General features: G+C 49.0%; 10 protein-coding genes. 1 reads left to right on the forward strand and 9 read right to left on the reverse strand.

Annotation, left to right across the window (positions count from 1 at the left end):
- Nucleotides 1-133: 133 nt before the first annotated feature.
- From sitD to nifJ, 7 genes are all read right to left on the reverse strand, one after another.
- Complete coding sequence (gene sitD, locus C1P89_RS05840) at nt 134-991, reverse strand: iron/manganese ABC transporter permease subunit SitD (protein ID WP_000968132.1); 858 nt, start codon at nt 989-991, stop codon at nt 134-136.
- Nucleotides 988-1,845, reverse strand: coding sequence for an iron/manganese ABC transporter permease subunit SitC (sitC, locus tag C1P89_RS05845; RefSeq protein ID WP_001101728.1), 858 nt, complete (start codon nt 1,843-1,845; stop codon nt 988-990). The genes sitD and sitC overlap by 4 nt, the downstream gene beginning before the upstream one ends.
- Nucleotides 1,842-2,669, reverse strand: coding sequence for an iron/manganese ABC transporter ATP-binding protein SitB (gene sitB, locus C1P89_RS05850; protein WP_000983719.1), 828 nt, complete (start codon nt 2,667-2,669; stop codon nt 1,842-1,844). The genes sitC and sitB overlap by 4 nt, the downstream gene beginning before the upstream one ends.
- Nucleotides 2,669-3,583, reverse strand: coding sequence for an iron/manganese ABC transporter substrate-binding protein SitA (sitA, locus tag C1P89_RS05855; protein WP_000555620.1), 915 nt, complete (start codon nt 3,581-3,583; stop codon nt 2,669-2,671). The genes sitB and sitA overlap by 1 nt, the downstream gene beginning before the upstream one ends.
- 585 nt (nt 3,584-4,168) lie before the next feature.
- The gene (uspF, locus tag C1P89_RS05860) at nt 4,169-4,603 is read right to left on the reverse strand and encodes a universal stress protein UspF (RefSeq protein WP_001295593.1); all 435 of its coding nucleotides are present in this window, start codon (nt 4,601-4,603) and stop codon (nt 4,169-4,171) included.
- 140 nt (nt 4,604-4,743) lie between these two features.
- On the reverse strand, nt 4,744-5,877 hold the full coding sequence (gene ompN, locus C1P89_RS05865) for a porin OmpN (protein WP_000837920.1): 1,134 nt from the start codon (nt 5,875-5,877) through the stop codon (nt 4,744-4,746).
- 365 nt (nt 5,878-6,242) lie between these two features.
- Nucleotides 6,243-9,767: a pyruvate:ferredoxin (flavodoxin) oxidoreductase gene (nifJ, locus tag C1P89_RS05870; RefSeq protein WP_000628142.1), complete on the reverse strand. Its 3,525-nt coding sequence runs from the start codon at nt 9,765-9,767 to the stop codon at nt 6,243-6,245.
- A gap of 273 nt (nt 9,768-10,040) precedes the next feature.
- Between nifJ and C1P89_RS05875 the strand changes: the two genes are divergently transcribed.
- Nucleotides 10,041-10,307, forward strand: a complete 267-nt coding sequence (locus tag C1P89_RS05875) for a putative hemolysin (RefSeq protein ID WP_001295715.1) — start codon at nt 10,041-10,043, stop codon at nt 10,305-10,307.
- On the opposite strand, the gene hslJ is transcribed toward C1P89_RS05875, so the two are convergent.
- Both hslJ and ldhA read right to left on the reverse strand, forming a co-directional pair.
- Entirely contained in the window at nt 10,304-10,726 is a 423-nt protein-coding gene (gene hslJ, locus C1P89_RS05880; RefSeq protein WP_001298828.1) for a heat shock protein HslJ, read from the reverse strand. The genes C1P89_RS05875 and hslJ overlap by 4 nt on opposite strands.
- 110 nt (nt 10,727-10,836) lie before the next feature.
- Nucleotides 10,837-11,826 carry a D-lactate dehydrogenase gene (gene ldhA / locus C1P89_RS05885; protein WP_000762229.1) on the reverse strand — a complete coding sequence of 330 codons (990 nt, stop codon included), beginning with the start codon at nt 11,824-11,826 and terminating at the stop codon, nt 10,837-10,839.
- Between the last annotated feature and the right edge of the window lie 160 nt (nt 11,827-11,986).

Genomic DNA, 11,986 nt, shown 5'->3' on the forward strand with positions numbered 1-11,986 from the left:
TATTGAATGATTTCTAGGCGTTATCGATTTTACGTATTTTTTGCATGATAGAATTCGTACCTCCTCCCAACGACCTTCCATGGCTTTCCGGACTTCTGTAGGCTGGCGGACGATGCTGTCCTCGGATGTTGTGCTAATTGGGTGATAACAGATCCTGTGTATGGGCGTTTCCCTTTGTGCGTGCGTTGATGCTGGTAACGGTAAACGTCATGATGAACACGACCGCGAATAAGACGACAATCGTCGGAGCTGGTGCGCTGTCGATAAAAAAGGACAGCCAGACACCAGTCATTGACACTATTACCGATATGCCAGTCGCCAGTAGGAGCGCAATATGAAAGCGTTGTGTCAGGAGTACTGCAATGGCGCCAGGCGCAATGAGCAGAGAAATAGAGAGAATGATACCTACTGCTTTCAGCGTCGCCACAATGGTCAGGGAAACCATGCACAGCAGCCCATAATGCAGCCATCTCGTATGCAAACCGCTTACCTGCGCCTGTTGATAATCAAAGCTGAACAGCAAAAAATCCCGCCATTTTGCGCTAATAACAAGTGTAACCAGCCCGGCAATAATCACCGTCTGGATTATATCGCCGATGGTTATCCCGAGCATGTCGCCGAAAAGAATATGGTCAAGATGTACGTCTGGTTTGATTGCAATATACAAGATCAGACCTGCGGCAAACATGCCAGAAAAAACAATCCCCATAACTGTATCTTGCTTGATTCGGCTGTTGTCTTTCAGGTATCCCGTCGCCACCGCGCAGAATACTCCGGCGACGAATGCCCCTGTAGCCAGAGGTAACCCCAGAATCCAGGTAAGCACGATGCCAGGAAAAACCGCATGACTCATCGCGTCACCCATCAGTGCCCAACCTTTCAGGACCAGAAAGACCGACAGCAGCGCACAGGGTATGGAAACTACCAGTGAAATCAGCAGTGCGTGACTCATAAAGGTGAACTGCAGTGGCTCCAGTAATAATGCCATCATGAGCGATCCTCCAGCGCTTTATGCGCACGCCGACGATTTGCCAAAAGTCCATGGGTGGGCGCAAATACAAATGCTAAAAGAAACAGCAGTGTCTGCGCCACCACGATGATTCCACCTGTCGCGCCGTCCAGAAAGTAACTGACCCACGCGCCGAGGAAACTGGTTACACTGCCAATAGTTACAGCAATTATGAGCAGGCGGGGAAAACGATCGGTTAACAACCATGCTGTTGCACCGGGAGTCACCACCAGACAGATCACCAGAAAGGCACCAACCGTTTGCAGCGCCGCAACGGTCGAAACCGACAGCAGGGTGAAGAAGAGGATTTTTAATCTGCCCGGATGTAATCCAATAGCACGGGCGTGATTCTCGTCGAAAAAGGTCACCATAAGATCTTTCCATTTGAAAAAAAGCACGATGATCGAGAGAATGCCAATGATAGTGAGTTGCAGGATATCCGCCGGATCGATTGCCAGAATATTGCCCAGGACGATGGTCTGAATGTTCACGGATGTCGGGTTCAATGACACCATAAACAGCCCCAGGCCAAAAAAGGACGAGAAGATCAGGCCGATGATGGCATCTTCTTTTAAGCGGGTGCGTTGGTTAAGAAACAGCATGCTGCCCGCTGCCAGTCCGCCGGAAAAGAAGGCTCCCAGAGAAAACGGAAGCCCCAGCATATATGCCCCCGCAACACCCGGGACAATAGAGTGCGACAGCGCATCGCCAATCAGCGACCAGCCTTTTAGCATCAGATAGCATGACAGGAAAGCGCAGAGACCGCCGACCATTGCCGAGACCCACATCGCATTGAGCATATATTCATAGCTGAAGGGTTCCAGTAGCACGTTCATCTTGCTTCCCTCTGCACCGCTGACGGTCGATGTGCCACAAAAGGGCGTTCATCGTCAGTAATAATGCTTTCTTCCGAGTCGTTAAGTGTGACATGGCGCAGTACGCCGCTAAAAGCCAGCTCCAGGTTCTCGGCTGTAAAAGTGGTGTCTGTCGGCCCGCTTGCCAGGACGGTGCCTTTGACCATGACCGTATAATCGCAAAATGTCGTGACTGAGCCGAGATTGTGCGTTGAGACAAGCATCGTTTTGCCTTCCGCGCGTAACTCCCTCAACAGGCTGATGATTTTCGCTTCGGTTTTCACATCAACGCCGGTAAAAGGTTCATCCAGCAGGATCACATCACCCTGCTGTGCAATCGCTCTCGCCAGAAAGACGCGTTTCTTTTGTCCACCGGAAAGCTCGCCGATTTGACGATGGCGAAAATCCACCATATCGACACGTTCCAGCGCATCGGTGACAATCTGACGATCCCTCTTTTTGGCTATACGCAACATACCCATATGCCCATAGCGGCCCATCATCACCACATCTTCCACCAGTACAGGAAATGACCAGTCAACCTCTTCTGACTGAGGGACGTAGGCAACCAGGTTTTTCTGTAGCGCCTGTCGCGTGGGAATACCCAGAACAGATATCTTTCCGCTGGTCAGACGCACAAATCCCATAATCGCTTTAAACAACGTCGATTTTCCGGAACCGTTTACCCCAACCAGAGCGGCAATAGATCCACTTGGTACTGTGAAGGATGCATCGCGCAGTGCTGTGTGCCCGTTACGCCAGGTGACAGTAACATCATTAACGACAATGCCTGCAGATTGCATCATTATTTCTCCCTTTTCCCGGCTTTAATTCCCTGTACCAGCGTACTGGTAGTAACCTTAAGAAGGTCGATATACGTAGGTACCGGGCCGTTTTCTGTGCTCAGGGAATCGACATAGAGCACACCGCCGTAGTGTGCGCCGGTTTCACGCGCAACCTGACGCGCTGGTTTATCGGAAATCGTACTCTCGCTAAAGACTGCCGGGATATGATTTTTCTTAACTATATCAACAACCTTACGTACCTGCTGCGGTGTTCCTTGTTGATCGGCATTAATCGGCCACAGATAAAGCTCTTTTAGCCCCAAATCGCGTGCGAGATAAGAAAAAGCCCCTTCACTGGTGACCATCCATCGCTGATTCTCAGGGAGTTCCGTAATCTGCTTACGCAGGGGGGCAAGGGTTTGGGTAATCTTGGCTTTATAAGTATCGGCATTACGTTGGTAGGTTTGTGCATTTGCCGGATCGTATTTTATCAACGCATCACGAATATTATCGACGTAAATCAGAGCATTATCTGGCGACATCCATGCATGGGGATTAGGTTTGCCCTCATAGGGTCCTTCGGTGATCCCTACTGGCGTCACACCCGAAGAGACAATTACTTCTGGAACCCCATTGAGATGCTGGTAAAAGCGTTGGAACCACAATTCCAGATTCATACCATTGGCGAGAATCAGTTGTGCCCCCTGCGCACGTTTAATATCGCCAGGGGTAGGCTGATACTCATGAATTTCTGCACCAGGCTTGGTTATGGATGAGACTTCTGCAGCATCTCCAGCCACGTTTTTGGCCATATCCGCGATGATGGTAAATGTTGTAATGACCTTGAATTTTTCAGTTGCACTTGCCTGAAATGCGATCGAGCAGGTGAGGGCGAGGCACCCCAAGAGCATGGTTACTTTTTTTATTGAGTGCATAATTTAGTACCTATAGTGAGCAAAATTAGAACAAACATAGCAACGGCTATGTTTTATAGCATAACCCATACAAAATGAAAATGATTATCATTAACAGCTTTGAGGCCTAAAACAGGGATTAGGTTGTTTCCTGCTGGCGACATGATATTGAGGAAAAAAGTAGAGCAGCTATTAGGCTTTGAAATGACTTTATGAGGAAAATTGTTGATGGCAAAAATGGGGCAAAACGCTGTAGAAGGGGCAAAAAAGGGGCAAAAAAAGAGTGGGTTATCGTAGCTTATTGTTGTCGCTGATAATGTTTAACATATTGAAAAATAAATAAAATACTTATGGGTCAGATAGTTGTGATTTTTGCCCTTACTTGTTCAGGTTGTATTGTTCTTTCTTACTAATTTCTTGATTTTGCGACATTTAAAAGCGACTCAATTCGTTATATGGCATCAGAAGAGTATGCGTCATGCCGGAACGCCCAGCATAAGAAATCTGATATAAAACTGTGGCGTGTATGGTACGGATTAGAGGGGAAAATGTCAGCACATTTGCGAAATGAATCAAAAAGCCCGCAGCAATGTGCGGGCGTTAGTGTCAGCGCACAACCAGCACGGAGCACTCTGCGTGACGCACTACAGCTGCGGCGTTGGAACCGAGCAGATAAGTGGTGATATCCGGTCGATGGGAAGCAATGATGATCATATGAGCGGGGATCTTCTTCGCCAATTCCAGAATGCGGTCTTTGGGCGAGCCTTCCTCAACATGGACATGCACTCTGTCGGTTGGCAGTTTAAATTTTTTAATGATCTCTTCCAGTTGCGATTTGGCTTCCGCTTTCAGGTCATCCATTGCCGGTAATTCTGCGGAATACGCTAAACCCAGAGAGGCATAGTAAGGCAGTGAAGGTATTACCGTCAGGAAATGAACCTCTGCATCGTCAATCTTTGCCTCTGCCTCAACGTGGCTAATCACGCGTTGAGTTAATTCTGAATCGGAAATATCGATAGGGACAAGAATCGTTCTGTTCATAAAACCTCCTGTTTTAGTATCCGCATAAAGTGTAACGCCAGATGACACTTTTTGTGTAATGACGGAGTTCACATTTTTAATTTAGATCAAAGGAGGAAGAATAAGCAGAAAAAGCCCGCCATAACAGCGGGCAGGAGGATTTAGAACTGATAAACCAGACCTAAAGCGACAATATCATCGGTAGAGATGCCGTTGGCAGCGTAGAAACTGTCATCTTCATCCAACAGGTTGATTTTATAGTCAACATAAGTGGACATGTTTTTATTGAAATAGTAAGTCGCGCCAACATCGGCGTATTTAACAAGATCTTTATCATCAACACCTGCCGGGTTGTCTGCACCATCGGCAGCGTGCAGGTCACGGCCTTTAGACATCAGGAAAGAGACTGCCGGACGCAGACCAAAATCAAACTGGTACTGTGCAGTGACTTCAAAGTTCTGGGTTTTGTTTGCAACAGCATAATCGCTGTCGCCAAACGGGGTCATATTACGCGTTTCTGAATACATGGTTGCCAGGTAAATATTGTTAGCATCGTATTTTAGCCCAGCAGTCCACGCGTCTGCTTTATCACCACCCGCCGCAGTATGGTTAACCTGGTCATTGGTGCGGTCAGATGAGGTGTATGCCGCACCAGCGCTAAAGCCCATGCCTAAATCATATGTTGTGGAAAGACCCCAGCCGTCACCATTTTCATGGCGAACATCACGTCCGTTGTTGGTGCCTTCCTGACCATTACTGGCACCTTCGTTGTTACCTTGATACTGCACCGCGAAGTTCAGACCATTTACCAGACCGAAGAAATCAGTATTACGATAAGTCGCGACGCCGTTGGCACGACCAGTCATAAAGTTGTCTGCATTGGTATAAGAGTCACCGCCAAATTCAGGCAGCATATCGGTCCAGCCTTCGATGTCGTACATTACGCCATAATTACGTCCGTAATCGAAAGAACCGTAATCTGCAAATTTCAGCCCGGCAAATGCCAGACGGGTCCATGACTGGTTTTTTGAAGATTCAGTGTTGTTTGCCTGAATATTGTATTCCCATTGACCGTAGCCAGTGAGTTGATCGTTAATTTGGGTTTCGCCTTTAAAACCCAGACGCGCATAGCTCTGATCGCCATCTTTCGCTGAATTATCAGAAAAATAATGCAGGCCATCAACTTTGCCATACAGATCTAATTTGTTGCCGTCTTTATTATAAACTTCGGCTGCATGTGCAGCACCTGCGGCGAGCAGGGCAGGAATTAAAAGTGCCAGTACTTTGCTTTTCATTGAATAAATCCTTTAGTTATTTTATTTGCCTTTTATCCCCATTCCGGGGAGTGAAAACATCCTAAAGGAGAAGTTCAGTTAGCCGATAAATATCATTTGTTACGCCTTAAGTAAAACCTTAATCAAATAATTCTTCTGAAATGATAATAAGTCTGGTGAATGTATCGAAGATAATACATACAAAATAAAAATTATACTTTTAATTTTCTATACGTTATTCTGCGCGGGTTATATGCCTTTATTGTCACAGATTTTATTTTCTGTTGGGCCATTGCATTGCCACTGATTTTCCAACATATAAAAAGACAAGCCCGAACAGTCGTCCGGGCTTTTTTTTAGAATTGGGTAATCCTTATCCAGAGCATTTAATCGGTGTTGCTTTTTTCCGCTTTTCCGGCCATTTGTGCCAGGAAGTCATAGCGTTTTTGCAAATCAGCTGCAGCATCTTTCCATAACTGTTCTGCCACTTCTGGCTGCTGCGAATTCAGACGACGGAAACGTTGCTCGTGAAGTAACGTTTCTTCCAGTGCTTCTGACGGCGGGCGTGAATCCAGCGCCAGCGGCAGTTTGCCTTCATCGGCACGACGAGGATCGAAGCGATATAGCGGCCAGAAGCCGGTAGCTGTGAGTTGGCGCATCTGGTCATGGCTGAGTGCCAGATCGTAACCATGCTCTTCACACGGGCTATAAGCAATGATCAGCGATGGTCCCGGATACGCTTCCGCTTCCTGAATCGCTTTCACCGTCTGGTTCAGCTGCGCGCCGAGAGAAATCTGCGCCACATAAACATGACCGTACATCATCATACTGACGCCAAGATCTTTACGCGCTTTACGTTTGCCGTGCTCGCCAAATTTAGTTACTGCACCCAGCGGTGTCGCTTTCGACGCCTGACCACCGGTGTTGGAATAGCATTGCGTATCCAGCACCAGAATGTTGACGTTTTCCGTCAAACTCAATACATGATCCAGACCGCCAAAGCCGATATCGTAAGCCCAGCCATCACCACCAATCAGCCAGATTGATTTTTCCACCAGTGCATCTGCATCACGTAGCAGTTCATGTGCTTCGGCAACATCGTTGAGTTGCTGGCGTAAAGCTGCGACCTGTTCTCGACGAACCTCTGGCGTAGCGTCTGATTTCAACGCCGTCAGTAATTCCGCCGGGATTTTATCGGCAAATTGATCCAGCAGACGCAGCACGCGGACACGGTGTTGATCGACCGTCAGGCGGAAACCAAGGCCAAATTCGGCATTATCTTCAAATAGAGAGTTCGCCCATGCCGGCCCACGACCGTTGGCATCGGTGGTATACGGTGTAGAGGGCAGGTTACCGCCATAAATTGAAGAACAGCCGGTGGCGTTAGCGATCAACATCCGGTCGCCATAGAGCTGAGTCAGCAATTTAATATACGGCGTCTCGCCACAACCGGAGCAAGCACCGGAATATTCAAACAGCGGTGTAATCAGCTGCGATGTACGAATATCAATACGTTCCAGTTTGCTACGGTCGATTTCTGGCAGGTTGAGGAAGAAATCGTAATTGATTTTCTCTTCTTCGACATGTTCCAGGCGCGACATCATATTGATGGCTTTAATCTCTGGATTCTGACGGTCTTTCGCCGGGCAAACTTCGACGCACAGGTTACAACCGGTGCAATCTTCCGGAGCCACCTGCAAGACATATTTCTGCCCGCGCATATCACGCGATTTCACATCCAGCGAATGCAGGCTGGCAGGGGCGTTTTCCATCGCTTCGGGTGGTACCACTTTTGCGCGAATAGCTGAGTGTGGGCAAGCTGCGACGCAGTGGTTACATTGGGTACAGAGTTCCTCTTTCCAGATGGGGATCTCTTCGGCGATATTGCGTTTTTCCCAGCGAGTGGTGCCCATCGGCCAGGTGCCGTCTGGCGGCAGCGCCGAAACGGGGAGGGCATCACCAAGCCCTGCGAGCATCGCTGCGGTTACGGTTTTCACGAAATCAGGGGCGGCATCGGAAACCACTGGCGGTCGATTGGCGCTGTGCGGATTTACCGGTTGCAACGGAACTTCTTCTACGGATTCACGCGCCAGCGCCAGAGCCTGCCAGTTGCGTTCCACCAGATCCTGGCCTTTGCTACTGTAACTTTTGGCAATCGCACCCTGCAATTCTGCGAGGGCGCTATCGCCAGGCAGAATTTGCGTCAGATGGAAAAAAGCCATCTGCATGACGGTATTAATACGGGCCGCCAGGCCACATTTGCGGGCGATTTTCGCCGCGTTAATCACATAGAAGCGCGCTTTTTTCTGGTTTAACACGGCCTGAACTTCTTGCGGCAAGCGCGACCACACTTCATCTGCGCTGTACGGCGTGTTGAGCAGGAAAATGCCGCCAGGTTTTAAACGCTCAGCCATCTGATATTTATCGATAAACTGCAACTGGTGGCAGCCAACAAAATCAGCCTGGGAAATGAGATAAGCGGAACGAATCGGCTGTTCGCTCACGCGAAGGTGAGAAACCGTCAGGCCGCCCGCTTTTTTGGAGTCGTAAACAAAATAGCCCTGTGCGTACCACGGCGTGGAATTACCGATAATCTTGATATTGTTTTTGGTCGCGGAAACGCTGCCATCACTACCAAGGCCATAAAACAAGGCTTCAAGTTTCGCCGAGTTTGGCTGGGTGTTTTCCGGCAACGGCAGGGACAGATTGGTTACATCATCGTAAATACCAACCGTAAAGCGCGCTTTCGGTTTAGCCGCGTTGAGCTCGGCAAATACCGCCAGTACACAGTCCGGGCCAAATTCTTTGGATGAAAGACCATAGCGCCCACCAATGACACGGGGCAGAGTTTCGCGCTTGCCATTATTAAAGGCTTCTGCCAGTGCGGTCATCACATCCAGATAGAGCGGTTCTGCCTGGGCACCGGGTTCTTTGGTTCTGTCCAGTACCGCCACGCTGCGTACGGATCCCGGTAGAGTTTGTAGCAAGTGTTTGGCTGAGAAGGGGCGGTACAGGCGAACTTTCAGCACGCCGACTTTTTCGCCACGGGTTAGCAATTCATCAACCACTTCTTCACAGGTGCCAATGGCTGAGCCCATCAGGATAATCACCCGTTCAGCTTGCGGATGCCCGTAATATTCAAACGGCTGATACTGACGACCTGTCGCGGCAGAGAAATCATTCATCGCCTGTTCAACATGGTCATAGACTGCGTTGTACCAGGGGTTGGTGGCTTCGCGAGACTGGAAATAAGTGTCAGGATTGGCGGACGTACCACGGATCACCGGATGTTCCGGGTTGAGCGCCCGGGCGCGATGAGCATCAATTTCGGCCTGCGGCATGAGATCAAGAATCGTGTCATCGGCCAGCGGGACAATTTTGTTGATTTCGTGGGACGTGCGGAAACCATCAAAGAAATGAATAAATGGCACGCGGCTTTTCAGCGTCGCGATGTGCGAAATGAGAGCAAAGTCTTGCGCTTCCTGGACGTTTGCCGCACACAACATCGCGCAACCCGTCTGGCGCACCGCCATGACGTCGGAATGATCGCCAAAAATAGAGAGTGCATGTGTGGCAACGGTACGTGCCGCTACATGCAGGACAAACGGTGTGAGTTCGCCTGCCAGTTTGTACAGTGTCGGGATCATCAGCAGCAAACCCTGCGATGACGTAAACGATGTTGAAAGGGCACCCGTCTGCAAAGCGCCATGCACGGTAGCGATAGCACCCGCTTCCGACTGCATTTCAACCACGCATGGTGTGTCTCCCCAAACGTTCTTCAAGCCGTTTCCGGCCCAGGCATCAGCCTGTTCTGCCATCGTGGAACTGGGGGTAATAGGGTAGATGGCGATAACTTCACTGGTGCGAAACGCCACCGAAGCAACCGCGCCATTACCATCAATAGTAATCATATGACACCCTTACATTGCGCAAATGAGGGGCGCACGAAATTGCTGCGCGCCCAGTAGTAATCCTTCAATTTTAGCAAATGGCTTTCTTCTGCATTTTCGCTTTTGTGTCCCCCACATCAGCGTAATGAATGTTTTGATCAAACAGAGGGCAAAAAAATAGCCATAAAAAAGTAAAAATGCGGGGCAACGCGCAGGACAGCTCTCGACGCCGCCCTCTGTGCTGCCTATTATTTATGGCGGTGTCGTTTGGCTTGAAGATCAGAGGAAGAAGAGATGCGAGCAGCGTTTTGGGTAGGGTGTGCCGCTTTATTGTTGTCGGCGTGTAGTAGTGAACCTGTTCAGCAGGCGACTGCGGCGCACGTAGCGCCAGGTTTAAAAGCGTCGATGTCCAGTAGTGGAGAAGCAAATTGTGCAATGATCGGCGGTTCGCTTTCTGTTGCCCGTCAACTGGATGGTACGGCGATTGGGATGTGTGCATTACCCAACGGCAAACGCTGTAGCGAACAGTCACTTGCCGCCGGGAGCTGTGGCAGCTATTAATTCATTAAATCCGCCAGCTTATAAGTTAATGTCTGTTTCGCGGTCGCCAGCGTTAACTGGTTCGCGGTCAGATCCACTTGTGCACCTTCTTTCAGCATTTCGCTAATGGTGTTATCGAGTTCATTAAGCTGCGGGTTAGCGCACATCATACGGGTCATTGCCAGCCCTTTGGCTGTCAGTTCACCATTAGACAGTTTGCCTTCACCGCTAAAGCGGTTACACATGCTGCCGGAAATCATCATTTTTTCACCAAAGCTGATTTCTGGCGGATTTTTATCGCTGGTCACGGGCTTACCGTTTACGCTTTCCAGCACAAAGCGATGATGCTGTAGCTGTTCTGGCGTAACAGCAATTTTGTCATTACTTACACATCCCGCCATCAGCAGGCTTAGCGCAACAAACGCGGCTACTTTCTTCATTGTGGTTCTCAATTACAGTTTCTGACTCAGGGCTATTTTAAGAATAGAAGATGAAAGGTCTTTGGGGATTATCTGAATAAGCTCCCCTGGAATGCAGGGGAGCGGCAAGATTAAACCAGTTCGTTCGGGCAGGTTTCGCCTTTTTCCAGATTGCTTAAGTTTTGCAGCGTAGTCTGAGAAATACTGGTCAGAGCTTCTGCTGTCAGGAATGCCTGGTGCCCGGTAAACAGCACGTTGTGGCAGGCAGACAGGCGACGGAATACGTCATCCTGGATCACGTCGTTGGATTTATCTTCAAAGAATAGATCGCGTTCGTTCTCATAGACGTCCATACCCAACGACCCAATTTTCTGATTTTTCAGCGCTTCAATTGCTGCCTGAGAATCAATCAATGCACCGCGACTGGTATTGACGATCATCACGCCATTTTTCATCTGATCGAAGGCGGCTTCGTTCAACAGATGGTAGTTTTCCGGTGTCAGCGGGCAGTGCAGAGAGATAACGTCTGATTCAGAGAACAGGGTTGGCAGATCGACATACTCCACACCGAGTTCCAGCGCCGCTGCACTTGGATACGGATCGAACGCCAGCAGACGCATACCAAAACCTTTCAGAATGCGCAGCATCGCCACACCGATTTTACCGGTACCGATAACGCCTGCCGTTTTGCCATACATAGTAAAGCCGGTCAGACCTTCCAGAGAGAAGTTAGCGTCACGGGTACGCTGATACGCGCGGTGAATACGGCGGTTCAGCGTCATCATCATACCGATGGCGTGTTCAGCAACGGCCTCTGGATCATAGGCTGGAACACGGACTACTTTCAGCCCCAGTTCTTTTGCCGCGTCAAGGTCGACGTTATTGAAACCGGCACAGCGCAGGGCGATATATTTAACGCCGTGCTTTTTCAGCTCTTCCAGCACCGGGCGGCTGCCGTCATCGTTTACGAAAATACATACCGCTTCGCAGCCATTGGCAGTTTTAGCGGTTTTTTCCGTCAGCAGAAAGTCAAAAAATTCCAGCTCAAAGCCAAAGGACTCGTTCACCTGTTGCAGGTACTTCTTGTCGTACTGTTTTGTGCTATAAACGGCGAGTTTCATAAGACTTTCTCCAGTGATGTTGAATCACATTTAAGCTACTAAAAATATTTTACAAAATTTCAAATATAATTGAAAGCTATGGCGATATTGAAAAATTCATCAACAACAATGCTTAGTGTAGGCGCAACCTTCAACTGAACGGTTAAACATGCCACAATAC

The sequence above is a fragment of the Shigella sonnei genome, assembly GCF_002950395.1.
GTDB lineage: Bacteria > Pseudomonadota > Gammaproteobacteria > Enterobacterales > Enterobacteriaceae > ECMA0423.

Bases quoted from the DNA above. Each gene is read 5' to 3' on its own strand.
- sitD (WP_000968132.1), bottom strand. From the start codon at position 991: ATGATGGCATTATTACTGGAGCCACTGCAGTTCACCTTTATGAGTCAC.
- sitB (WP_000983719.1), bottom strand. From the start codon at position 2,669: ATGATGCAATCTGCAGGCATTGTCGTTAATGATGTTACTGTCACCTGG.
- nifJ (WP_000628142.1), bottom strand. From the start codon at position 9,767: ATGATTACTATTGATGGTAATGGCGCGGTTGCTTCGGTGGCGTTTCGC.
- sitC (WP_001101728.1), bottom strand. From the start codon at position 1,845: ATGAACGTGCTACTGGAACCCTTCAGCTATGAATATATGCTCAATGCG.
- ompN (WP_000837920.1), bottom strand. From the start codon at position 5,877: ATGAAAAGCAAAGTACTGGCACTTTTAATTCCTGCCCTGCTCGCCGCA.
- ldhA (WP_000762229.1), bottom strand. From the start codon at position 11,826: ATGAAACTCGCCGTTTATAGCACAAAACAGTACGACAAGAAGTACCTG.
- sitA (WP_000555620.1), bottom strand. From the start codon at position 3,583: ATGCACTCAATAAAAAAAGTAACCATGCTCTTGGGGTGCCTCGCCCTC.
- uspF (WP_001295593.1), bottom strand. From the start codon at position 4,603: ATGAACAGAACGATTCTTGTCCCTATCGATATTTCCGATTCAGAATTA.
- C1P89_RS05875 (WP_001295715.1), top strand. From the start codon at position 10,041: ATGCGAGCAGCGTTTTGGGTAGGGTGTGCCGCTTTATTGTTGTCGGCG.
- hslJ (WP_001298828.1), bottom strand. From the start codon at position 10,726: ATGAAGAAAGTAGCCGCGTTTGTTGCGCTAAGCCTGCTGATGGCGGGA.